The organism is Bradyrhizobium sp. NC92, assembly GCF_025200865.1.
In the GTDB taxonomy this organism is placed as follows: Bacteria; Pseudomonadota; Alphaproteobacteria; order Rhizobiales; family Xanthobacteraceae; genus Bradyrhizobium.
Genome location: NZ_CP104171.1, coordinates 6,514,209 through 6,538,002 on the forward strand (window position 1 = coordinate 6,514,209; position 23,794 = coordinate 6,538,002).

Sequence of the window (23,794 nt, forward strand, 5' to 3'; positions counted from 1 at the left end):
TCGAATCGTCTCATGATCCCTTCGCGCAAGCTGCTCGTGTTGATCGCCGGCCTCATCCTGGCCGGCGCACCGGCGCGCGCCGCGGAGTTCTACACCGAGGACCTTCGCATCCCGATGGCGGAGGCCGGACCGCAGGGGCTCGAGGCCTTCCTGGTCCGACCTGCGGGGACGAAGCGCTATCCCTTGGCGCTGCTCAGCCACGGCTCGCCGCGCAAGTTCGAGGACCGAGCGGCGATGTCGGCGCATAAATATTACGGCATTGCGCTGGAATACGCCCGGCGCGGCTTTGCGGCGCTGATCGTGATGCGGCGCGGCTACGGCACCTCGCCCGGCGGGCACGTCGACAGCGTCGGCGGTTGCGCAAAGGCGGCGTACCTGCCGGCGGCCGCCGTCGCAGTTGCCGATCTGCGCGCCGCGATCGATGCGATGGCGCACCGGCCCGACGTCACGATTTCGGGCATGATCGCGGCCGGCCATTCCGCCGGCGGCCTTGCCACGGTGGCGCTGAGCGCGCAGGCCCCGCCCGGTCTCGTCGCCGCGATCAACTTCGCCGGCGGCCGCGGCTCGCGCGACGACGACGATGTCTGCAACGAGGAGGGGCTGGTGCAGACCTTCGCCACCTTCGGCAAGAGCTCGCGCGTGCCGATGCTTTGGGTCTATGCGAGCAACGATGCCTATTTCGGTCCCGATCTCGCGCGCCGCCTCCATGACGGGTTTCGCGCCGGTGGCGGCAATGCGAGGTTCGTGGCGGCGCCGGCTTACGGCGACGACGGCCATTATCTCTATTCGGTCGCGGGCCGGCCGCAATGGACACCGTATCTCGACGCCTTCCTGCGCGAGCGCGGGCTCGGCCATGAACTCCTGAGCCTGCCCGATCCGCTGCCGCCACCGCCCCAGCTCAGCGAGGCCGCGCGGGCCGAGTTCGCGCGCTATCTCGCCAGCCTGCTGCCGCACAAGGCCTTTGCGGTGTCGCCGAACGGCGGCTACGGCTGGCGCACCGGCCGTGCGACGACTGAAGAGGCCCGGCGCGACTCGCTGGCGGCCTGCATGAAATGGTCGCCCAGTTGCACGCTCTATGCGGTCGATGACCAGCTGGCCGAGCCATCGCAGGCCAGACCCACCGACCAGAGCGCCCGCGCGCGGCAGTGACAGACGCGCCAGAGGCCGGTTTGTTAACTCCGGAGCTCTATGACAAGCCCATGCTGTGGGATCGGGCACGCTTCAATCTCGGCGCGACGTGGAGGCATATCGCGGTCGTCCTGCTCGTGTCGGCTCCGATCGGCGCGCTCGCGGGCGACGGGGGGACCGAGCTCGGCGCCGGCGAAACGCCGTCGTCGCGAGCGATGATCCGAAAGATCATCGAGCGGGAAACCAAAAGCACCAATCTGCCGGCCGATATCGCCGAGGCGGTCGTCTTCGTCGAAAGCGGCTACAACCCCGCAATCATCGGTGGCGCGGGCGAAATCGGCCTGATGCAGGTGCGCCCCGAGACGGCGGCGATGCTGGGCTTCCGCGGCAGCAACGCGGAGCTGGCCGAACCCGACGTCAACATCCATTACGGGGTGCTTTATCTCAGCCAGGCCTGGCGTCTTTCGGGCGGGGACCTCTGCCGCGCCCTGATGAAATACCGGGCGGGTCATGGCGAAGAGGGGATGACCGCGCGGTCGCAGGTCTATTGCAACCGGGCCCGCAACCGGCTTGTCGCGATGAGCGCGATGCCGAGAGGTCCCGAAGCTGCGGCTGCTCCGGATCCGGCGCCTGCAGTTGCCGTTGCGGCCGCGGCTGCGGCGCCCGCAAAAGCGGCGAGCCGCCCGAAGATGCCGGTGCAGCCCAAAGCCGTCTATGCCAGCTATCGTCAAGGCACTGCAGCCGCCAGCCGCGCCTATTGGGCCGCTCACGAGGCGAGGGTCAGCCAGATCAAGGCGCGCATCGAAGCACGTTGGAAGCGCGTTGCATCGCGCTGACGGCGATGCCCTATGCTCTAGAGCCGCTCGCTGAGCGCGAGCTTATAGCCAACGCCGGTGACGGTCGCGATCACGGGCGTGCCGCTGCCGACCAGCTTGCGGCGCAGTCGCGCCACCAGCGCATCGACCGTGCGGATGTCGACGTCGGCCTGGCGGTTGCTGACGACCTCGATCAGATAGTCGCGGCTGAGCGGCCTGCCGTCGGCGCCGACGAGCGCCGCGAGCAGGTCGAATTCGGCGCGCGTCAGCGCCACCGGCTTGCCGTCGTTGCCGAGCAGTTCGCGCCGGGTCAGGTCGATGATCCAGTCGCCGAAGGCGATCGAATTGTGGTTGCGCGCCGCCTTGCGGTCGATCGAGCGCCGCCGCAGCACGCTGCGCGCACGCGCGAGCAGATCGCGCAGGTTGATCGGCTTGGTGACGTAATGGTCGCCGGCGACCTCGAGGCCGAGAATGCGGTCGACGTCGGTGTCGCGCCGCGTCACGAAGATGATGCCCACGTTGCCGGCGGCCTGGATCTCCTTGGCGAGCTCGAAGCCGTCGCCGTCGGGCAGTTGCACGTCGAGGAAGACGAGATCAGTGCGCGCGCGCAGCGCCTGACGGCACTCCGTGCAGGAGCCGGCGCCGACCACATCGAAATTGTTGTCGCTGAAATAGTCGACCAGCATGGTCCGTGTCACCGGATCGTCCTCGACGACGATCAGCCGCTCGCGGCCGACCGGACGCGATTCCTGACGTGCGGAAACCGTCACGGTCCTGGATGATCCGACCTGCGAATTCAAGTCGCTGCGCGTCGCGCTGTCATGTGAACGGACATTCACAGCCTGTTCGAGCCCCCGAAATTGCCTGCCGCAATACTAGGCGCGTTGTGACGCGCAAACAATATTGGTCATGGTCTCAACGTATTTAGTATGAATTGGCCCACAATTCTCATTCCGCGCACCATCGCGCCGGCAGCCTCCCGATCTCTGAAAATCAGATTACACTTCGGGTAGCCCGCTGCGGCTTGCTCCGCCCGTGAGCTCACATCTACTGTGCGTCCAAAAGCCTGCACTCGGAGGTGGCCCATGGAGGTCATACTGCTCGGCACCGGCGGCCCACGTCCAGACCCGCGTCGCATGGCGACGACCACGCTGATCAGGCTTGGCGAGGAGAACATCCTGTTCGACGCCGGCCGTGGCGTCATGGTGCAGCTTCACAAGGCGGGCGTGCCGCTCGGCGCTATCAACACGGTCTTCCTCACCCATCACCATTTCGACCACATCGGCGATCTCTACGACGTGATGTTGAATTCGTGGATGCACGGGCGCAAGGACGAGCTGCGCATCTATGGACCGCCGGACACCGAGCGGCTCGTCAACACGCTGGTCACGCAGGTCTACGACAAGGACATCGCCTGGCGCGACCAGGGCGAGCCGACCTTCGGCGGCTGGAAGCCTGTCGCCGCAACGGACATCATTCCAGGCCCCGTGCTCGACACCGGTCGCTGGAAGATCAGCGCCGAACTGGTCTCGCATGGCGACGGCCTCGACATGTCGCCGGCCTTGCTGGCGCGCTGGATGTGTCTCGGCTATCGCTTCGAGGCCGAGGGCAAGGTCATTGCGATTTCGGGCGACACGGTCCCTTGCCCCGGGCTGGAGCGCCTGGCCGAAGGCGCCGACCTGCTGGTCCAGGTCTGCTTTCTCGCAACGCCCGAGATCAACAACGAGCACTTCCGCCGGCTTGCGAAACACACGCTCGCCTGCGGCGACACCGTCGGGAAGATCGCGGCCAAAGCCGGCGTCAAGAAGCTCGCGCTGACCCATCACCGTCCGCGCACCGACGACGCCATGCTGACCGCATTGCTCGATGACGTCAGGCGGGACTATGCAGGACCGGTCGTGCTCGGCGAGGATCTCACGCGCATCGAGGTCTAGGCATCGTCGATCAGCTCGCCGGCCTCAGGACGATCCGACCTCGATGCGGAACGATAATTGCTCTTCCGCGCCGGCCGCGATGTGCATCAGTCCCGGCTTGTCGGTGAAGTCGCCCTGGAAGCCGGCGGGACTTGCATAGCCGCGCCAGGGCTCGATGCAGAGGAACGGCGCGCCTGACGGTTTCGACCAGACGCCGAGCTCGCGAAATCCGCGCCAAGACATTTTCAGCCAAGGTCCGGTTGATGCACCGCCCGTCGCGGCATAGCGGACCGAATGGCTCTCGATGCGGTCGAAGATGACGGCGTCGTCGACGAACAGGGAATCCGACAAGGGAAGCGACGTGCCCTTGACCGGGCTCGGCTCCGCCACGGGGCGCAGCAATCCAGCTTCCAGACGGCGGATCGGAGACGATTCGGCGCTCGCGAAGGTCAGTGCATAGCTCTCCTTGGCCGCGCCGGGCTGCAGCGGCCAATTGAAGGCGGGATGACCGCCGATCGACGCCGGCAACGTCTCCTTGCCGGTATTGGCGATCGTGAGCGTCAGATCGAGGCCGGACTCATCGATCGCATAGGCCGCCGTGAGCCGGAACGGGAATGGATAGAGCGCGCGCGTCGTCTCGTTGTCCTCGAGCACAAGAGTACAGCGGCTCTCGCCGCGTTCCGCCCACACGAAGCGGCTGTCGCGGGCAAAGCCGTGCTGCGTCATCCGATACGTCTTGCCCTGGTGCCGCAATTCGTCGTTGGCAAGGCGCCCGACGATCGGAAACAGCAGCGGCGCGTGACGCGGCCATTCCGGCCCCGCCTGCCAAAGGAATTCGGTGCCGCCGCCCTTCAGCGAGCAGAGCTCGGCGCCGTGCGCCTTGACGGTCGCGGTAAGCGAGCCGCTGCGAAAGGAGTGGGTGTCGTCGGTCATTGCCGACCTCTACACCCCGCCCTGGCACGCAGCAAGGCGACGCCGGCCATGCAGGCGGCGCCTCCGAGCCATGCCGGGCTGCGTCATATTTCTGTACCTAACGATTGCTCACGTGCGGCTTCTCCACCGCGAGCTCCCCGCGAACCCGGCCGGGACTCCATGAACCATCGTGGTAGTCAATTGAAATTCTTCATCAACGGCCGCTTTCTGTCGCAAAAGCTCACGGGCGTGCAGCGCTATGCCGCCGAAATGGTCAAGGCGATCGACGGGCTGCTCGCGTCGGAGCAGATTCCGGCCGTGCTGCGCAACGCAGACTGGCAATTGTTGAAGCCTGCGGATGCAAGCGAGGAACTTCATCTCGACCGGATCAAGATTCGCGCCGTCGGCCGGTTGCATGGGCACGCGTGGGATCAAGTCGATCTCGCCCGCGCCGCCGCCGGAGGCCGCTTGATCAGCCTGGCCAATTCCGGGCCCGTCTTCCATCGCGACCACATTGTCGTGATTCACGACGCCCAGGTCTTTCGCAGGCCCGACTTTTTCAATTGGCGCTATCTGACCGTCCATCGCACGATGGGTCGGATGCTCGCCCGGCACGCAAGCATCGCAACGGTATCGGGATTTTCACGCAAGGAGCTTGCGGATGTGCTGAATCTCTCGGCATCGCGCATTCCGATCTTCCCCAACAGTGCCGAACACTTTGCGGCCACGAAGCCCGATCCCGGCATTCTGGCCCGACTTGGCGTCCGGCCGCAGAAGTTCTTCCTGTTCGTGGGCTCGAAAACCAAGAACAAGAATCTGTCCGTCGCGATCCGTGCCATCCAGCTGCTCGACCGGGCTGACGTTCCCCTGGTCATCGTCGGCGGCGACAACAGCAAGGTCTTTCAGGATCATTCCGGCGAAGGGGTTTCCGGCCTGCTGCTGGCCGGCCGCCTGACCGACAGCGAGATTGCCGCACTTTATGCGCACGCATCGGCCTTCGTGTTTCCGTCGCTCTACGAGGGATTCGGTGTCCCGCCACTCGAAGCCATGATCTTCGGCTGCCCGGTGATCGCCTCGACGGCCGACGCCGTCGTGGAGACGTGCGGCGACGCGGCTGCGTATTTTGGCGCCACGGATGCCGAAGCACTGAAGCAGCTCATGCTCGAAAGACTGGCAATCGGCGCGATCTCTGAGCAGGAACGCAGGCGACAACAGGATCGTCTTGCATTCTATTCGTGGAAGAAATCGGCGAAGGCGTTGCTCGATCACCTCGCGGCGCCGGCGAACGTCGCCAGCGCTGCGTGAAACGCGGCGCGGTTCGCCTATCGCGCGCAATGGTTTTTGCACAAACGATTTGCAACTCGCGTCTCTCAGCACGGTTCCATGAAACTTCTTCTTCGTTCTTGCGGCGATCGCAAGCACGAGCGCCTTGGCGCAACATGACCACATCCCTGCCCCAATATCGCTACGTATTCGAGGAACTGTGTTTCGCACTAGCGAACACAGAACAGGGATCCAGATGTCCGGCTCTCCAACGCGGCCCTATGCAAGGCAAACGATGAAAGTGCTGCACATCGCCGAAACGATCCGTGGCGGGATCGCGAGCTATCTGAACGAGTTGCATCCTCAGCAGCAGGCCAGCTTCGGTGCCGAGAACGTGCATTATGTCGTGCCGTCGGATCATCGAGACGACCTCGGCGCGGTCGATGACAACCAGATTACGACATTCGAGCGATCCGGCCGCAGCGTCGCCGGCCTATTCCAGATGTTGCGTGCAAGCATGCAAGCGCTGGATGCCTTCAGACCGGACGTGGTGCACCTGCATTCGTCCTTTGCAGGGCTCGTGCTCCGGCCCGCGCTGGCAGCCCGCTCGGGCGGACCGCGCGTCGTCTATTGTCCGCACGGCTGGGCATTTTCGCGCGAGACCGGCCGCTTCAGTCACGTGCTGACCAAGGCGGCGGAGAACCTGCTGGCGCGCACGTCGGACCGAATCATCTGCATCTCCGGCGACGAGCATAGCGAGGCGTTGCGCGCGGGAATTCCTGCCGACCGCCTCACCCTGGTCCACAACGGCATCTCGAAGAGCCGCACGCCGCAGCCCGTCTCGGCCGACTGGACCTCCAAGAAGGTCAAGGTGCTGTTCATCGGACGCCTGGATCGGCAGAAGGGCTTCGATCTCCTGATCGAAGCGGCGCGCGCGCTCGAGGACGTCCTCGACATCCGCATGATCGGCGCCTCCGTCGTCAACAAGTATGAAGGCCCGGCGGTGCCGCCCAACGTGTCCCTGCTGGGCTGGCTGGACCGGCCGACCATCGAGACCCAGCTCGAGGCAGCCGATCTCGTCGTGATTCCGTCACGATGGGAAGCCTTCGGCCTCGTCGCCCTGGAAGCGATGCGCGCGGCCAAGCCGGTCCTGGCATTCCGCAGCGGCGCCTTGCCCGAAATCGTCGTCGACGGCGTCACCGGCGTGCTTTGCGAACCCGTCGCGGTGCAGCCGCTCGTCGACGGCTTCCGGCGAGCACTCGATCTCGACCTCAAGGTGCTGGGACAGCGCGGCTACGACCGCTTCAAGCAGCTCTATGACGTCGAGAAGACGCATGCACAATTGCAGCAGGTCTATGCCGAGCTGCTTCGGGACGACCAGACGCCCGTCGAAGCGAAGGCGGGGCTGCAGTCGGACCTCTCCAAGAATTTCTGATGATCAACATGCACGCTTGCCCTAGCAGATGCGGGAGATCGCGATGGCGATGCTCTCGAATAGTGTCACTGCCCCTGCATCGCGCGTGAGCATGATCTAGACCATGACACGCCCACGCACGTTGCTTCGCGACAATGTCCTTCGCCTCGCGGGCCTCATCTCGGTCATTGTTCTGTCGGTCCCCGCCTGCGCTCAACCGCTCGACGCCCGATTCCTGCTCGGTGTCGGCACCCATCAGGGGTTGGGCGGGCCGGTGAGCGCGCGGGGATACGTGCCTGCGGAGAACATCGCCCAGATCAAGCAACTCGGCCTCAATGCCTTCCGCGACGATTTCCCCTGGTCCGATTTCGAAACGGCGGGACGCCGGATGGGCTTCACGCCCAGGCTGGGCCGGCTCGAGGCGCAGGTCAGATCCGGCATTGCGCGTCCGATGCTGATCCTCGCCTTCGGCCATCATCTCGTTCCGAATTCCTCGCCGCCGACGACCGATGAGGCGCGGCAGCGGTTCGCCGACTATGCGGCAGCGGCGGCGCAATCCGTCGTGGCGCAGCATCCCCTGTTCGAGCTCTGGAACGAGTGGAATCTGGCGGCAAAGAAAGATGCCGCATTCTCGCCGGAAAATTATCTGGCGCTGGCGCAAGTCGCGCGACCTGCGGTCAAGCGCGCGGCGCCGAATGCGCCATTCCTGGTCGGCGCCCTCGGTGACGATCTGGGCTGGGCGTGGACGGAGAAGATGCTGCGGACCGGCATTCTGCAGTATGCCGACGGCGCTTCGATCCATCTCTATAATTTCTGCATGGGCCCGAGCAAACGGACCTCGGCCGAGATCATCGAGCGGCTCACGGCGTTTCACCGCCTCGTCGGCCAGGCGAGCGGAAACCCCGACTTCCCGGTCTATGTCACCGAGACCGGATGGACCACGGCCAGCAACAAATGCGGCGTCAGCGAGCAGGCCCAGGCCGACAATAGTGCGCAGCTCATCCTGTGGGCGTCGACCGCGGCGCGCTGGCTCAAAGGCATCTGGCTCTACGAGCTCAAGGACAGCGGACAGAATCCATCGGAGCTGGAGCACAATTTCGGGCTCTACCGTTTCGACAATTCGCCGAAACCCGTCGCCTGCGCGGTCCAGGGCGCCTGGGCCTTCATCCGCTCCAGCCTGAGCGCCGAGAAGCGCGAGCTCGCCAGCGGCGTCGTGTCGATCAACGCAACGACGACGTCCGGCGCCAGAGTTGCGGTCTGGTCCGAGGCTCCCGACCGGCGTTACGAGGTCCGGCTTAAGGGCGATCAGGAAGGCGCAACGTTTGCGCTGCCGTGCGACTCGGCCGCAAGACCTGCGTCCGGAGCCTGGATTCCGGTTTCGAGCACGCCGGTTCTCATTGCAGCAAGCAACGGTGCCATGCCCTCCCTGGAGATAAGACCGGCGCGGTAAGCGCGATTTTGCAAGACATGAGGTTACGCCATGAAAGTTCTTTTGACGTCCACGCTTTATCCGACGCCTCAGGCCCCGAAGATCGTCGGCGGTGCAGAGATCTTCGCGCGGCGCTTCGCCGAGGGCCTGGCGCAGCGCGGAGACGAGGTCGAGGTGATCCGGGCCGCGTCCTCCCATGGGCAGGAGCGCGAAAGCTGCAACGGCATCAACGTCTATTCCGCGCCGGTCCAGAACATCTATCGGCCCTTCACCGAGCAGAAGAACACCGTCTTGCGCAGCATCTGGCATGCGGTCGACGACTGGCAGATTGAGGCGCCGGTGATCGCGGAACGCATCCGGGCCTTCAAGCCGGACGTGCTGCACTCCAACAATTTGTCGGGTCTCACCACCGCGATCTGGCGCGTCGCCGCCCAGCTCGGCGTGCCGGTGCTGCATACGCTTCACGACTATTATCTAACCTGCCCGCGCTGCTCTCGCTTCGACAAGGGACGCTCCTGCGAGCACACCTGCACGAGCTGCGGGATCCTGACCTTTCATCGCAAGCGGGCGACGCATTGGCTGAGCGCCGTGGTCGGCGTGAGCGAGCGCGTGCTGTCGATCCATACCGATATGGGCATGTTCGCGGAGACACCGATCCGCACCGTGATCCGCAACGCCTCGACCGAGCCGCCGCGCGAGCCCTATCCTCGCCCGGTCTGCACCTCGGAAGTGACGTTCGGGTTCATCGGCCGCCTCACCGAGGAGAAGGGCATCGACAACCTGATGCATGCCCTTGCCATGCTGCCGCCCGAGCGCATCCGGATGATGATCGCCGGCCGGGTCAGCGAGGAGGAGCAACGCCGCCTCAGGGCGCTCGCGCCGCATGCGCGCATCGAGTTCATGGGCTTCGTGGCGCCGGACGATTTCTACCAGCAGGTCGACGTGGTGGTCGCGCCATCCATCTGGCACGACCCCGGTCCACTCGTCGTGGCAGATGCCAAGGCGGCCGGCAGGCCGCTGCTCGGAACGCGCTTTGGCGGCATGCCCGAGGTCATCGAGCACGGCGTGACGGGCTGGCTGACCGACGCCGATCCGCAATCCCTGGCCGACAGCATGCTGGCAGTCGCGTCTGATCCGCACAAGATCGACGAGATCAGCCGGCGCCTGATCGCGGATACCAACAAATGGATATTTGCCGACGTGCTGTCATCCTACAAGACTCTGTATGAGCAATTGCGCGAGCAGCGGATGTCGCGCATGCGCTCGGCAACCAAAGCGCCGCGGGCCGTCGGCAAGGAACGCCTCATTCCGAGATGACACGCCTCTTCGCGATGGCGGGCTACCTCTATCAGAGTGCCGCGGCGATCATCCTGATCTTCGCGATCAGTCACCTGTTGCCCGCCGCCGACTACACCAATTTCTCGCTGGCACTGGCCTCGAGCCAATTGCTCTGCGTCCTGATGTTCGAGTGGCTGCAGCTCGCCGGATTGCGTTTTCTGGCAGCAGCCGGGGAGGACGAGGCGGCGCGGCTGAGGTGGTCGCTCTTCGCCGCAGGCCTGTCGAGCGCGGCCGCGCTCGTCGTGGTCGGCAGCTGCGCATCGCTGGCCAGCGTGCTCCCGGCCGGGATCATCGCGCTGGGCCTCGGCATCTCCGTGCTTCAGGGCCTGACCGACCTCTATTTCCTGTCGGTCCGTCTGTCCGACCGGCTGGGCATCGCCTCCTCTCTTCTGGCGTTTCGCGCCACCGCTCTCCTGACCGGGGCCGCCGCGGGAGCCGCGAATTGGGGAACGGCCGAAGCGGCGCTGCTCGGCGTCGGCGCGGGCCACGCGCTCGGCCTGCTCACCGGGCTGCTGACCTATCGCACACCCCTGGAGCGCGTTCCGCTGCGGAGGGTGCTGGCCGACTGGAAGGATTTCTCCCGCTACGGCATGCTGGCGGCGGGTGCGTCCGTCATCCATCTGTCGGTGCCGGTGCTGCTCCGCTTCATCATCATCGGCCGGCTGGGCGCGACGGGAGCCGGCGCCGGATTTTCGATCGCGCTCGACCTGCTGCAACGCCCGTTCTGGGTCCTCAATGCAGCGATCCACACCGTGAGCTATCCCGATGTGGTGAAGGACTTCGAACGCGGAACCGTCATGAAGTCGGTTCAATCGGCGCGGCGGATGTTCGAATTCATGGTCTGCACGACACTCGTGCTGCTCGGCGGCCTGGTCGGCTTCATTCCGGATGCAGCCCGTATCCTGGTTCCGCGGGAGAGCCTTGATGGCTTCCTGACGACGGCACCTGTTGTCGCCGTCTTCTATTTCCTGCACACGCATCTCCAGGCGACCGTCGCGGTCGTTCCGCACCTGGAGAAGCGCGCGACGAGGCTCGTGGTCGTTGCGGCCGGCCAGCTCGCCATCGTCGCCGCCCTCGCGCTGGCCGCGACATGGGCCGGCCTGTCGCCGCGACAGGCAGTGGGCTGCGCTTGCCTCGCCACGCTCGCGACGATCCTGGTCGCGCTCGGCCCGACGCTGCGGTTCGAGGCATTCCCGCGCTGGTCCCTGGTCGTGCAGGCGCTGGCAGCCGCGGTCCTGATCGGATCGCTCGGCGCGATGCCGACCGAGCCGGCGGCCTGGCTCGCGGGCAAGATCATGATCGCCGCGATCGCAACGGCGATCGTCGGATGGCGCGGCGACTTTCTGATGCTGGCCCGCCGCGGTTAATCGGCGGCACGCATCGCTTCTTGCCGGACCTTGCGGATGGTCAAGCCGATGCTTGAGCCGAGCCGATCCAGTTCCCTCGCGAGACCGTCAGCCTTTCCCCAGAAGCCGAGGCACCAATACCCGGGAAAATACGGACACAACCAGTGCGTTAAAAAGCATCAACTTACCCGCCCATGAAGGCGGCATGGCTGCCGGCTCGCTGTGCAATCCTACGATCTCGGATCTTATGCGCATATATTCAGCAACGCAGATCATGAAAATCTTGAAAGCGCCTTCGTGACGCCACGCTGCACGGGCATCGCATCAAGCATTCTGCTGCGACTCGAGTCGATCTGTTCCTACGCAAGGAACCGCGTTTCACTCGCGATTTGTAGCTTCCATTTTTATCTGAAATTCACACTCGACAGAGAAGGTTGAACGCAAATCCCTGCGAGCAATTTCGTTCGCGCTGAAATTCGAGTGGGCAATGTCCGATCAAACAATCCTGTCTGCCAGCGGCTTCATCAACTCCATCGGCGTCAACACGCATGCCGGGTTCGGGTGGACCGGCTACAACAACCTCGCGCTGATGGTCGATGACCTCAAATATCTCGGCGTCACCCATCTCCGCGACGCGATGGGAACCAGCCCGGCTGCGCAACCGGTGGTCGAGGGCCTCGCCGCCGCCGGTTACAAGTTCGATTTCCTGGTTTCGTCCGCTTTGCCGCAGACGGGCACGGTCGGGCTGCAGAACTACATCGCCTCGCTGCAGAAATTCGCATCGAGCCATGCGGGCAGCATCAGCGCCATCGAGGGGCTCAACGAGGCCAATCACCAGCCCTTCAGCTACAATGGCAGCTCCAGCCTTTCGGCCGCGGCCCAGTTCCAGAGCGCGCTCTATCAGGCCGTCAATTCCAACGCCACGCTCGCCAGCATCCCCGTCTACAATCTGTCATTGGCCTACAACGATCCACAGGGCTACAAGCAGCTCGGCGACATGTCGGGCTCGGTCGACTATGCCAACGCCCACGCCTATGTCAGCACCAGCCTGACCACCGACAGCTCCATCGCGGCAACGCTCAGCGCCGTCATGACCGCGGCACCGGGAAAACCCGTCGTCATCACCGAGACCGGCTATACCACGCAGGCCAACACCCAATATCTCGGCGTCAACGAGACGGTGCAGGCCAAATCGATCCTGAACACGCTGGTCGATGCCTACAAGGCCGGCGTCAGCGCGACTTATCTCTACGAGCTGTTCGACCGCGACTCCTCGGCCGCCAACACCAACCCGGAAGCGAACTTCGGACTGTTCAATTCCGACGGCACGCCCAAGCTCGCCGCGACGGCGATTCACAATCTGACGACCATTCTGGCCGACGACGGCAAAGGCGGCCTGCAGCCGACTGACCCACTGAACTACACCCTGAGCAACATGCCGGCCACCGGCAACAGCATGGTGCTCGGCAAGAGCAACGGCGCCTACGAGCTCGTCGTCTGGGCCGAGCCGAAGCTCTGGAACGACGCCACCGATACCGAGCTGTCCAATGCAGCCCAGACGGTCACGGTGAACCTCGGCGCCGTCCATCATACCGTGAAGGTGTACGACACGCTGACGGGAACCACCGCGATCGCCAGCTATACCGACGTCAGCTCTATCACGATCCCGGTCAGCGATCACCCGCTGATCATCGAGATCGACGCGCCTGCGACCACGCCGACGCCGCCGGACACGCGGACCAGCGTCACCGGCACGGCGGCCGAGATCGTCCCGCAACTGTCCGACCTCAGCAAGTCGACGGCGCTGCAGACCATCACACTGACCGACTCACACGTCCTGCCGGTCGCCTCGAAGGCGACCATGGACTACATCATCTCCCATTACAGCAGCGCCCTCTCCAAGATCCAGGGCGGGTACTCGTTCTCGGTGACGAATACGGCCGCGACCTGGAGCAGCACGAAGACCTACAACGCCAGCGGAACGCTTGTGTCGAAGGCGGACACCGGCCTGAATTCGAACGGGCAGCCGACCTCGACCACCGTCGCCTACACCGACGGCTCCAAGGACCTGATCAGCTACACCTCGGGCGTGCAGACGAAATTCGTCCACATCGCCACCGACGGGACCCGGACCACCGACACCTACAACACGGCCGGCACGCTGCTGAGCGAAGTCGTGCAGAAGTCCGGCGGCTATTACTCCACCACGCTCTACACGAACGGCGTGAAGACCGCCGCCTACGTCAAGAATGCCGACGGCTCGCAGGACAACTACACCTACGGCATCACCGGCAAGAGCTTCACCACGCAGGTGCAGCACCTCGATGCCTCCGGAAAGGTCACCTCGGTGACCCGCAGCCACGCCGACGGCACGCTGGACTCGACCCAGGTCTACAACAGCGACGGCAGCAGCGTGATCACCACCTACAGCGCCACCGGCGTCAAGTTGGTGCAGACCACCTATCATTCCGATCACAGCAAGGACGTCTGGACCTACAACATCAAGGGCCAGAACTACACGACCGAGCACGACGTCTATAGCTCGACCGGCTTCCTCACCAACCTGACGCGCTTGCACAGCGACGGCAGCCTCGCCTTCAAGCTGGTTCAGACGCCCGACGGCACCAAGACGACCGACTGGTACAATGCCGCCGGCACCCTCACCAGCGAGGTGGTGCAGAAAGCCGACGGCAGCATGTCGACCACGGTCTACAGCAACGGCGTCAAGACCAACACTTACGTCAAGAACGCCGACGGCAGCCAGGACAATTACGCCTTCGGCATCACCGGCCAGAGCTACACCACGCTGATCCAGCACGTCGATCCCACGGGCAAGATCACGGAAGTGACCCGCAAGCATGCCGACGGCACGCTCGACTATACGCAGGTCATCAACGCCGACGGCAGCAGCATCGTCACCAATTACGATGCGGCGGGAACGCGTATCAAGGAAGCCGATCTCCACGCCGACGGCAGCAAGGACGTCTTCCTCTTCAACATCAAAGGCCAGAGCTACACGACCGAGCACGACATCTACGATGCGAGCGGTTTCCTCACCACGCTGATCCGCAAGCACGCGGACGGCAGCATGGCGTTCAAGCTGGTGCAGAGCAGCGACGGGACCAAGACGACGGACTGGTACGACGCAAACGGCGTGCTCACCAGCGAGGTGCTGGAGAAGCCCAGCGGCTACAGCTCGACCACGGTCTATACCAACGGCGTGAAGACCGCGGCCTACATCACCAACGCCGACATGAGCCACGACAATTACAGCTACAACATCACCGGCCAGACCTATACGACGCAGTATCAGCACCTCGATCCGGCCGGCCGGACGACGGAGGTGATCCGCTGGCATGCCGACAACTCGCTCGATTACACCCAGGTGGTGAACAGCGACGGCAGCAGCGTCGTCACCAACTACGATGCATCAGGCGTCAAGAAGACCGAGACCGACTATCACGCCGACGGATCCAAGGACGTGTTCCAGTTCAACGTCGTCGGCCAGAACTACACCAACGAGCACGACACCTACGATACGACCGGCTTCCTCACCAACATCGTGCGCACCCACGCCGACAACAGCCTGGCCTTCAAGCTGGTGCAGAGCGCGGACGGCACCAAGACCTCGGACTGGTACGATGCCAACGGCGTCATCACCAGCGAGGTGACGACCAAGAGCGACGGTTACAATTCCACGACGGTCTACACCGCCGGCGTGAAGACCGCCGCCTACATCAAGAATGCCGACGGCACATCGGACAACTGGAACTACAACGTCACCGGGCAGTCCTACACCACCCAGCATCAGCACCTCGACGCCTCGGGCAAGCTGGTCGAGCTCACCCGGACCCACGCCGACGGCACGCTGGACTATACCCAGGTCATCCACAACGACGGCAGCAAGCTGACGGACATCTACAACAGTGCCGGCGTCAAGACCCAGGAGATCGCCAACAATGCCGACGGCACGAAGGACGTGTTCCTGTTCAACTTCAACGGACAGACCGGAACGACGCAGCACGAGAACTACAACAGCGCCAGCGCATTGCAGTTCTTCGATCAGACCAAGACCGACGGCACCCACAACGTCACGGCGGTCGCTGCCGGCGTGACGATCCAGGGCGGGGCCGGCAACGACGTGTTCTCGGCCGCGCCGAGCTCGACCACGATCGCCTACGATCACGGCCAGGACCAGGTTCTGAACTTCCAGGCCGGCGACGGCACGAGCCACGACGTGATCCAGATCTCGAAGCTCCTGGCCGCAGACTACAGCCACTTGCAGATGACGCAGTCCGGCACGAACGCGGTCATCACGTTCTCGGCCAACGACACGATCCTGCTGAAGAACGTCTATGTCTCGAACCTGACGAGCCACGATTTCCTGTTCGTCTGAGCTGGGCGCCATTTGCCCAAGCGGGCATCGACATCGCAGGGGCCGGGACCATGTTCCGGCCCCCTGTTCGTTTGCAGGGCGCCTGCCTCAATGATGAGCAGAGAGCTGGCAGCCATCCGCTATTGGATGGGCCGCATGAATTCGGACGGATGGCCGCGACGGCGCCGCGCCCTGCGAACTTGCGTCACAATTCGTCTCTAGAAGACAGACGACCCGCGCAAGGACTCCGAGGCCCGATGGAAGCCAGTGAAGCAAGACGTTTCGTCGTCCTCGACTTTTATCGCTTCGTTGCCGCCCTCGGCGTCTTCATCTTTCATCTCAAGATGATCGACCCGGGCATCTCGCCGGCCTGGAACGGGTCCTTCGGCCTGTTCGTGGACATGTTCTTCATCCTGTCCGGCTTCGTGATCTCCTACTCCTACCCGTCCGACGCGCGTGGTGTCAGGGCCTATTCCCGGTTCATGATCCGGCGCATCGCGCGGATCTATCCGCTGCACCTGTTGAGCCTGCTCGTCTTCGTGGTGCTGATCGGCGTCGGCCTCGAGCGCACGGCGCGATCAACCCCGCTGGACTTCCTCTACAACCTGCTGCTGCTCCAGGCCTGGGGCGTCACCAACCATCTCAGCTTCAACTCGCCGTCATGGTCGATCAGCGCGGAATTCTTCTGCTATCTGATCTTTCCGCTCCTGATGCTGCTGGCGCGCAAGGTCCAGCCGGTCATGCTCGGCGTCATCGTGGCGGCGCTCTATCTGGTCCTTGCCCACGGCCATCTGCCGATCTGGCAGGAGCGATCGCAGATGTACGGCGCCAATTTCGACTACGGCATGCTGCGCGCCTTGCCGAGCTTCCTCAACGGCATCCTGCTCGCCATCCTGTTCCGAATGTCAGGGCCCTACCGGCACAAGCCGGTCGTGTTCGCCGGCATCGCAATGTTCGGGCTCTCCGTGCTCGTGCTCAACGTCTTCGCCAAGCCGGATCTGGCCATTCTGCTGTTCTCCTGTGCCATCCTGCTCACCGCGGTTGGCGAAAGCGCCTTCAAGGAATTTCCCGGCGCGCGGCTGCTCGGACGGCTCGGCAACACCTCATACGCGATCTACATGCTGCACGACGCCATCCTTATTGCCGTGTTCAAGCCGCTATGGACCTGGCTCGAGCTGCGCCCGGACCAGTTCGGCCTGTTCGCCCTGGCATGCTGCGTAGTCCTCACCGTCATCGCGGACCGTACCTACGCCTATTTCGAAAATCCTGCCCGGCGCCTGATCAATCGCTGGGCCGACATCGGCGTCGCGTCGCCGCGCGCGACTCAGGCAGCCGAACCGGCGCTGCGCTTCGACAATACCGAGCGGGCGGTCAACTGACGCCTAAAGCGCGATGACGATTGATCCTAATCGCATCGCGCTTTAGGAGGCGTTCAGGCCACCTTGCCGTCGGCCTTCGCTGCCATCCGGATCGCGCTATCGCCGAGTAACGGTGCGATATTGGCACGCGACAGCTCCATGACATCAGGCAGCGCCTGGCGGACCTGGTCGCCGGCGGCCTCGTAGGCACCGATGAAGTGCTCCACAAACTGCTCGAAGCTGTCGCCGTTGAGGAACTGGGCCGGCGAGAGCAGCAGCTGCTCGCTGATGCCGAAATGCGCGAACAGGCCCTGGAACTTGTCCTGGTAGGTGATCGCGGCGACAGGCGTTCCCTGTCCGAGCGCCGCAATGGCGAGGTGCATGCGGCCGGTGATCACGCCGTCGACCAGCCCGACGACGGCCTTGATCTCGCCCGCCGACAGCGTCTGTTCGACATGGTGCACGTGCTCGCCGAGCGTGGGCTTGAGCCGGTCGGCCAGCGGCCGCAGGCAATTGTCGTCGGCGATCTCGGGGCGGTAGTCATGTGCAAGCAGCACCCAGCTTACATTGTGCTGCCGCGACAGCCGCTCCATGGCGCTCGCCGCGAGCTCAATCATCTTCCGCAGCTTGGCCGGCTCCGGCTTCTTGAACAGCATCGGGTGGATGTTGAAGACGAAGACCTTGCGACCCTGCGCGCGCTGTCGCGCGATCGTGGCCGCGATTGCCTTGACTGCGGCGGTGTCCGCTCGCGGCGTCAGCATGAACGCCGCGTCCGCCACGAGCCGGGCGCGCTTCCGGGCGAAGTCGTCGAAACGCCGGAGCGATATCGCATCGCGCAGATTGAGGACCACACCCGGATCGATCAGCCGGAACACCTCGCGCAGCGCCTTCGCGGGGCGGGAATTGAAGCTGAAGCCGAGCACGCTGACCTTGGCGCCGAACGCCGCCATCAGGTCGGCGACGAGCAGCATGCGCGCGGCATCCACCGGAGAATAATAGCCGTCGAGCACGTCGGCGCCCAGGATGACGCCGAAATCGGGACGGATGATCGAGAGCTCCTGCGCGACCGTCTCATAGGAAAACGGCTGCTTCCAGAGCTCGAGCGGCTTGAAGCCCATGACGCGGACGTCGGCGCTGGCCGCCGCGGTGGCGGTGACGATGTAGATCTCGAGATCCGGATAGGCCCGCTTCATCTCTCCGGCGGCCGCCTCGATCATGGCCTCGTCGCCGCGCGACTGATGAATGCTCCAGGGATCGGAGGGCAGCACCAGCAGACGGCGCGGATTGTTGCGCGGTGCGGCGTTGATGCCGACATCCTTCCGGGCGATCTGCCATCTGCGCAATTCGAGGAGATCGACCGCGAAGGGCGTGTTCTTCGCGCTGTTGAGCCAGCCTCGAAGCTGCCTGCGCACGGGTACGGGGATCAATTGCTTCACGTGGTCCTCCTCGTCTTCCTCAGGCGGTCGCACCGCGCTTCACGACGAAATCGATCAGGGAGAAGAGCTGCTTCCGCCAGAACAGCAGAATGCTCATCAGATAGGTCGCGCCGAAACATGACGACAGCAACCCCATCCGCAAATACGGGTTGATGTCCGGCGTCGCCGCGCGGCACAGCACGACCGCGCCATAGGCGAGGACGATGGCGCACAGGCAGCCCGCAATCGGACGCAGGAACTGGCTCCAGCTCAGGCCCAAGAGCCGGAGCGCCAGCGCGAAAGTCACGGGGGTCACCACGAGCTGCGCGAAGGCGAAGATCGTCGCCAGCTGGCCGATGTCGCGCGAGGGCAGCAGGAACATCGCAGGCACGACCGTGCAGAACTTGATGATGTTCAGCGCAAAGACGTAGTTCGGCTTGCCCAGCGCGCCGAAATAGGCGCTGTTGACGAACTGCACCGTCTGGATCGCGCCGACCAGCATCAGCGGCCGCATCACCGCTTCACTGCCGCTCCACTTCGCGCCGAACAGCAGCAGGGACACTTCCGGCGCGATCGCCGCAAGCAGCACGAAGATGGGCGATCCGACCAGCGCGCCGAGACTGACGCTGCGCAGGTAGGCCCCGGCAATCCGGTCGCGCTCATGCGCGATCTTGGACAGCGCGCTGAGCGCGACGTCCATGACCGCCTGGGTGAGCAGCTGCATCAGGATGATGTAGACCCGCGCACCGACCGTGTAGATGCCGAGGGCGGCGACGCCATAGAGCGACAGGATGATCATGTCGATGGTGCGAACGATGGCGAAATCCAGCAGCCGGTTCAGCACGACATGGACGCTATAGCCGGAGAGCTCGCGGAAGCTTCTGGCATCGTAGCCGCGCATCGGCAGCCAACGCGGCTGGCTCCAGAGCCACAGGCCGCTGACCGCGCTCTGAACCACCACCTGGATCACCAGGCTGAGCGCACCGAACCCGGCATAGGCGCAGGCAATTCCCACGACGCCGGAGATGGCGGTCGCCACCATGGTCCTGACCGCGAGCACGCGAAAATCCATCTGGCGCTTGTAGAGCGCCTCCTGGAACAGGGTCGCGGTGCCGATCGGAAGCGAGAGACTCGCGGCGGTGAGCAGCGGCGCGAGCCCCTTCACGTCGAACCAGCGCTCGATATCCGTCGCCAGGACAGCAATCAGAACCGCAAGGATCGTCGACGCTGCAAATGAGCAGAAGAAGGGCAGCGTCACATCGGCAGGTTCGAGCGTTCGCCGCTGGATCAACGCATCACCGAAGCCGAATTCGGCGACCGAGCTCAAGAGCAGCAGGATGAAGGCGACGAGCGCGGCAACGCCGAAATCCGCGGGATTGAGCAGCCGGGCCAGCACCAGGAACAGCACGAAGGACAGCGCCCGGCCGCCCCAATTCTGGGCAAGCGACCAGAACAAGGCAATTACGACCTGATGCTGTTTGCCCGTGACGTTCATCAACAATTCGACCCAATTCCGACAGATCCAACCACAATCGTAAGCTAGACGCGTGGCATGCGATGCTGCCGCGACGTCACCATCTCCGATCACGGCGGAGCACTGAATGCTCGCGACAATACGACGGAGTGATGGCAATCAGATGAGTGCCGTCACGATTCCGATTTAGAGTGGAAGTGAGTTCAAATCGTGGACTACACTCCGATCAACTTTGCGAGTGATGCAAAATGGATGCCTTGATGAACCCGCCCGCCCAGCGTTCTCTCCGCAGCTCCAGGCGCTTGCGTGTGGCCATCTACGCACCGCATTTTGCGGAATATTCCTACCGTCTCGCGTCGGGATTGGCCCGCCATTGCGACGTCCGGCTGGTGCTCAACCGCAAAGACGCCAATCAGCAATGGGAACTGGCCGATATCGCCGTGACGGCTCCGTTCGAGACGAGAATTCGTGACTTGAGCCTGCGGCGCGGCGGCGCGATCGGCATCCCGGCCTCGTTCCTGGACATAATTTCGTTTCGCCCCGACGTGATTCATTGTCACGAAGTTCCGGAGATCTACACGTCCAAGCTGATCCAGTTTCTCCGTCCGCTCGGCATTCCCTTGGTGTTGACCGTTCACGATGCGATCCCGCATTCGGAAGGCGGCTCCGGTACGTCGCCGCGCGAAGATGCATGGCGGGGTCGCATGCGCGCGGCAGCATCGGTCGTCACCACGCATGGCGAGAGCTGCATCGCCGATTTTCGCAGCGCCTCGCCCGACTTCAAGGGCGAAATCGTCTCCAGCATGCACGGCGTGCTCATGGTCCCGCCGGCCGGAGGTGCGGTCACCGCGCCTGAGGCTGCACGCATCCTGTTTTTTGGGCGGATGTGGGCCTACAAAGGTCTCGACGTCTTCATCGATGCGATCGACATGTTGGCCAAGCGCGGTGTGGCTCATGAAGCGATCGTCGCCGGCCGCGGCCCCGAGATGACACGGCTCGGCGCGCGAATGGAGGCGATGCCGACGGTCAAGACCATCAACGCCTATATCTCGCCCGCGGATACCGGCCGACTGTTTCAATCCGCCACCGTGGTTGCCCTGCCCTATAAGGACGCATCGCAGAGCGGCGTGCTTGCATCGGCCTATGGCAATTCCCGGCCAGTCGTTGCCAGCGCCACCGGCGGCATTCCCGACGTCGTGACGGATGGCGTCAACGGGCTGCTGGTTCCGCCCGGCGATGCCCCGGCTTTGGCCGACGCACTCGAACGCGTGCTGACCTCCAAGCCGCTGGCCGCGACGTTAACCGAAGGCGCACGGCAGACCGCGGCCGGCCTTCTCAATTGGGATCGCATCGCCGAGCAGCTCCTTGGATCGTATCACCGGCTCGCCGGTCGCACCGTGAGTTGAGCGCGAGCGGCGCCCTCAAACCGATTGCTCGATCTGCGGCCGGAAGAACATGCCGCGGATCGCGCCGTCCAGCAATCGCCTCAGCCTGACCTCGATCAGCTCATAACTGATCGCGCTTGCGACCAACGACATCACCAGCCCAAGCCCGATGAAGCCGGCCCACAGCAGCCAGCGGTCGACGCCGACGGCGACCAGCTTCAGGCCGATCACCTGCAGGGGGAAGAGCACGAAGGGGTGCACGAGATAGAGGCTGTAGCTGATCTTGCCGACATATTGCAGCGCCGGTGCGCTCAGAGCTTTGCCGAGGCCGGAGTCCGGAGCAAGCACCATGCCGAACAGCAGAAATCCGGGAATGAGCCCGACGAAGGGGTGAAACAACACCAGGCTCGCATATAGCGCAGCTCCGCAAGCAAGGCCGGCGACCAAGCCGGCCCGCCCCGGAATCGAGATGCGAAATCCAGTGGCGCTGAACAGCATGCCGATGCAGAAGAAGGCGGTGATCGGCCAGTGCATCAGGCAGGCGATGCCAAGCAGCAGCAAAGGCGCCGCCAGCAATCTGCCACCGGTGCGCCAGACCGAGAACGTCAGCGCAAACCAGATGTAGAACGCCCACTCATAGGTCAATGTCCAGGCGTTCTGCTGGGCGATCGGCAGGCCGAGCGCGTCCTGCACGAAGAAGAGATTGGCCGCGAAGATCGCGAGATAGTTGCTCAGGTCGATGCCGCGGAAGAACTTGTACGCCACGATCGGACCGATCGCGAACAGCGCAAGATGCAGCACGACGAACACCGGCATGATGCGCAGGACGCGATCGAAGAAGAACCGCGACAACGACCCGTGCCGCACCAGGCTCGCCGGGATCAGGAAGCCGCTGATCATGAAGAACAGCTCGACGCCGTGCCCGCCGACATTGATCACCGATTGCAGCCAAGCCCAGAGCGGCGGCAGGAAGCCGGGATCGGGGATGTCGTACATGCCGCCCTTCGGCATGTCGTAGAAATGGTCCATCAGCACACTCAGCGCGGCGATGCCGCGCAAGCCCTGGACCGACGGAACGAACGACCCGTCATAGGCGGCGCCCGGCTGGTGCGGTGTCTTGATCACTCCGCGGCACCCTGGGTGCTGAGGGCGGGCTCGAGAACGACCGGCTTCCGTCGCGCCGAGCGGAACCTCTGCCCGAAGGAAATGCAGGGCTTTTCGACGAAGGCGTAGGTCATCCAGCTGACCAGGATCGACAACGCCAGGATCACGCCCATGAAGATCGACCATCCGAGCGGCCCGTCGCCGAACCAAACGAGGCGATGGACGGCGACGATCACGAACGGCGACATCAGGTAGACCGAATAGCTGATGACGCCGACGAACGCCATCGGACGCCACGCCATTCGCTCGCCGAACACGGCAAAGGCGATGAAGACCACCGCCGCGCAGACATAGGCCGATCCGATCGAATAGCTGTAGAAGAAATTCTCGTGGTACACGCCTCCGAAACGCCGGTCGGACAGGGTGGCGGCGAAGACCGCATACAGCAGGGTGCAGACGGCCACATGGGTCCATCGCAGCTTGCCACCAATGACGGTGTCACGGATGATCTTGCCGAGGAACATCGCCGACAGGTTCAACCCGACCTCCATCACCGACGAGACGGCCCTGTTCTCGACCAGGAGCGCAGCGGTGGTTCCGACCAGCGCGGCTGCGATGACGATCGTCACCGCCGTGAAGCGCTGGTTCAGCAGCCCCATCGCAAAGAGGATCGTGCATCCGACGTAGAACAAGAGCTCGATCGCCAGCGTCCAGTAGAACACCCAGAGGTTCGGGACGTTCACGAACGTCTGCAACATCGTCACGTTGGCGGCAATCTGCCCCAGCGGATAGACTTTCGAGTCGAAGAGCTGCATCGTCACGAGCCCGACGACGAGCGATGTCCAGTAGGCCGGATAGAGCCGGAAGAAGCGGCTGATGGTAAAATCCCGGACGGGCGTGGCGCTGTCCGGGAAGCTGAACGGAATGACGAAGCCGCTGACGAAGAAGAACAAGACGACGCCGAACCGGCCGAAGTTCATGTAATAGCCGAACACGTCGTGGATGGGCCAGTAATAGGCGCCCGTCGGGTGCTTCTCGACGATCACCTCGAATACGTGCTGGACCAGGACCGACAACACGGCAATACCGCGCAGCGTGTCGATGAATGCGAGCCGTCTATGCATC

General features: G+C 64.0%; 17 protein-coding genes. 11 read left to right on the forward strand and 6 right to left on the reverse strand.

What is annotated here, in order from left to right:
* The first annotated feature begins 12 nt into the window (after positions 1–12).
* Both N2602_RS30640 and N2602_RS30645 read left to right on the forward strand, forming a co-directional pair.
* Positions 13–1,149 (forward strand): S9 family peptidase, encoded by a 1,137-nt coding sequence (locus N2602_RS30640; protein WP_260380385.1) that lies wholly within the window; start codon positions 13–15, stop codon positions 1,147–1,149.
* 50 nt (positions 1,150–1,199) lie between these two features.
* The gene (locus tag N2602_RS30645) at positions 1,200–1,964 is read left to right on the forward strand and encodes a lytic transglycosylase domain-containing protein (protein ID WP_260380386.1); all 765 of its coding nucleotides are present in this window, start codon (positions 1,200–1,202) and stop codon (positions 1,962–1,964) included.
* A 17-nt stretch (positions 1,965–1,981) separates the two neighbouring features.
* Here N2602_RS30645 and N2602_RS30650 read toward each other — a convergent pair whose 3' ends face one another.
* Positions 1,982–2,782: a response regulator transcription factor gene (locus tag N2602_RS30650; RefSeq protein ID WP_172785816.1), complete on the reverse strand. Its 801-nt coding sequence runs from the start codon at positions 2,780–2,782 to the stop codon at positions 1,982–1,984.
* A gap of 246 nt (positions 2,783–3,028) precedes the next feature.
* Here N2602_RS30650 and N2602_RS30655 point away from each other — a divergent pair, with 246 nt between their 5' ends.
* Positions 3,029–3,877, forward strand: a complete 849-nt coding sequence (locus N2602_RS30655; protein ID WP_260380387.1) for an MBL fold metallo-hydrolase — start codon at positions 3,029–3,031, stop codon at positions 3,875–3,877.
* A 24-nt stretch (positions 3,878–3,901) separates the two neighbouring features.
* Here N2602_RS30655 and N2602_RS30660 read toward each other — a convergent pair whose 3' ends face one another.
* Complete coding sequence (locus N2602_RS30660; protein WP_212259470.1) at positions 3,902–4,789, reverse strand: aldose 1-epimerase family protein; 888 nt, start codon at positions 4,787–4,789, stop codon at positions 3,902–3,904.
* A gap of 180 nt (positions 4,790–4,969) precedes the next feature.
* Between N2602_RS30660 and N2602_RS30665 the strand changes: the two genes are divergently transcribed.
* The 7 genes from N2602_RS30665 (at position 4,970) to N2602_RS30695 (ending at position 17,312) form a co-directional block, all read left to right on the forward strand.
* Complete coding sequence (locus N2602_RS30665; RefSeq protein ID WP_260380388.1) at positions 4,970–6,073, forward strand: glycosyltransferase family 1 protein; 1,104 nt, start codon at positions 4,970–4,972, stop codon at positions 6,071–6,073.
* Positions 6,074–6,326: 253 nt separating this feature from the next.
* A complete protein-coding gene (locus N2602_RS30670; protein ID WP_260380389.1) occupies positions 6,327–7,466 on the forward strand; it encodes a glycosyltransferase in 1,140 nt (379 codons plus the stop codon).
* 103 nt (positions 7,467–7,569) lie between these two features.
* Positions 7,570–8,895 (forward strand): cellulase family glycosylhydrolase, encoded by a 1,326-nt coding sequence (locus N2602_RS30675; protein WP_172785811.1) that lies wholly within the window; start codon positions 7,570–7,572, stop codon positions 8,893–8,895.
* A gap of 30 nt (positions 8,896–8,925) precedes the next feature.
* A complete protein-coding gene (locus tag N2602_RS30680) occupies positions 8,926–10,191 on the forward strand; it encodes a glycosyltransferase family 4 protein (RefSeq protein ID WP_260380390.1) in 1,266 nt (421 codons plus the stop codon).
* The gene (locus N2602_RS30685) at positions 10,188–11,579 is read left to right on the forward strand and encodes a hypothetical protein (protein ID WP_260380391.1); all 1,392 of its coding nucleotides are present in this window, start codon (positions 10,188–10,190) and stop codon (positions 11,577–11,579) included. The genes N2602_RS30680 and N2602_RS30685 overlap by 4 nt, the downstream gene beginning before the upstream one ends.
* Before the next feature lie 466 nt (positions 11,580–12,045).
* On the forward strand, positions 12,046–15,954 hold the full coding sequence (locus N2602_RS30690; RefSeq protein ID WP_260380392.1) for an RHS repeat protein: 3,909 nt from the start codon (positions 12,046–12,048) through the stop codon (positions 15,952–15,954).
* A 236-nt stretch (positions 15,955–16,190) separates the two neighbouring features.
* Positions 16,191–17,312: an acyltransferase gene (locus N2602_RS30695; protein WP_172785807.1), complete on the forward strand. Its 1,122-nt coding sequence runs from the start codon at positions 16,191–16,193 to the stop codon at positions 17,310–17,312.
* 53 nt (positions 17,313–17,365) lie between these two features.
* Here the strand turns inward: N2602_RS30695 and N2602_RS30700 are convergent, their stop codons facing one another.
* Together N2602_RS30700 and N2602_RS30705 are read right to left on the reverse strand one after the other, a co-directional pair.
* Positions 17,366–18,727, reverse strand: coding sequence for a polysaccharide pyruvyl transferase family protein (locus N2602_RS30700; protein ID WP_257187478.1), 1,362 nt, complete (start codon positions 18,725–18,727; stop codon positions 17,366–17,368).
* A 19-nt stretch (positions 18,728–18,746) separates the two neighbouring features.
* Positions 18,747–20,201, reverse strand: a complete 1,455-nt coding sequence (locus tag N2602_RS30705) for a lipopolysaccharide biosynthesis protein (protein WP_172785805.1) — start codon at positions 20,199–20,201, stop codon at positions 18,747–18,749.
* A 287-nt stretch (positions 20,202–20,488) separates the two neighbouring features.
* On the opposite strand from N2602_RS30705, the gene N2602_RS30710 reads away from it, so the two are divergent.
* Positions 20,489–21,586, forward strand: coding sequence for a glycosyltransferase family 4 protein (locus N2602_RS30710; RefSeq protein WP_260380393.1), 1,098 nt, complete (start codon positions 20,489–20,491; stop codon positions 21,584–21,586).
* 15 nt (positions 21,587–21,601) lie between these two features.
* Here N2602_RS30710 and N2602_RS30715 read toward each other — a convergent pair whose 3' ends face one another.
* Together N2602_RS30715 and N2602_RS30720 are read right to left on the reverse strand one after the other, a co-directional pair.
* Positions 21,602–22,690 carry an acyltransferase gene (locus N2602_RS30715; protein ID WP_172785803.1) on the reverse strand — a complete coding sequence of 363 codons (1,089 nt, stop codon included), beginning with the start codon at positions 22,688–22,690 and terminating at the stop codon, positions 21,602–21,604.
* Complete coding sequence (locus N2602_RS30720) at positions 22,687–23,793, reverse strand: acyltransferase (RefSeq protein ID WP_260380394.1); 1,107 nt, start codon at positions 23,791–23,793, stop codon at positions 22,687–22,689. The genes N2602_RS30715 and N2602_RS30720 overlap by 4 nt, the downstream gene beginning before the upstream one ends.
* Between the last annotated feature and the right edge of the window lies 1 nt (position 23,794).

Bases quoted from the DNA above. Each gene is read 5' to 3' on its own strand.
- N2602_RS30645 (WP_260380386.1), top strand. From the start codon at position 1,200: ATGCTGTGGGATCGGGCACGCTTCAATCTCGGCGCGACGTGGAGGCAT.
- N2602_RS30655 (WP_260380387.1), top strand. From the start codon at position 3,029: ATGGAGGTCATACTGCTCGGCACCGGCGGCCCACGTCCAGACCCGCGT.
- N2602_RS30695 (WP_172785807.1), top strand. From the start codon at position 16,191: ATGGAAGCCAGTGAAGCAAGACGTTTCGTCGTCCTCGACTTTTATCGC.
- N2602_RS30640 (WP_260380385.1), top strand. From the start codon at position 13: ATGATCCCTTCGCGCAAGCTGCTCGTGTTGATCGCCGGCCTCATCCTG.
- N2602_RS30690 (WP_260380392.1), top strand. From the start codon at position 12,046: ATGTCCGATCAAACAATCCTGTCTGCCAGCGGCTTCATCAACTCCATC.
- N2602_RS30720 (WP_260380394.1), bottom strand. From the start codon at position 23,793: ATGCATAGACGGCTCGCATTCATCGACACGCTGCGCGGTATTGCCGTG.
- N2602_RS30680 (WP_260380390.1), top strand. From the start codon at position 8,926: ATGAAAGTTCTTTTGACGTCCACGCTTTATCCGACGCCTCAGGCCCCG.
- N2602_RS30685 (WP_260380391.1), top strand. From the start codon at position 10,188: ATGACACGCCTCTTCGCGATGGCGGGCTACCTCTATCAGAGTGCCGCG.
- N2602_RS30670 (WP_260380389.1), top strand. From the start codon at position 6,327: ATGAAAGTGCTGCACATCGCCGAAACGATCCGTGGCGGGATCGCGAGC.
- N2602_RS30660 (WP_212259470.1), bottom strand. From the start codon at position 4,789: ATGACCGACGACACCCACTCCTTTCGCAGCGGCTCGCTTACCGCGACC.
- N2602_RS30705 (WP_172785805.1), bottom strand. From the start codon at position 20,201: ATGAACGTCACGGGCAAACAGCATCAGGTCGTAATTGCCTTGTTCTGG.
- N2602_RS30675 (WP_172785811.1), top strand. From the start codon at position 7,570: ATGACACGCCCACGCACGTTGCTTCGCGACAATGTCCTTCGCCTCGCG.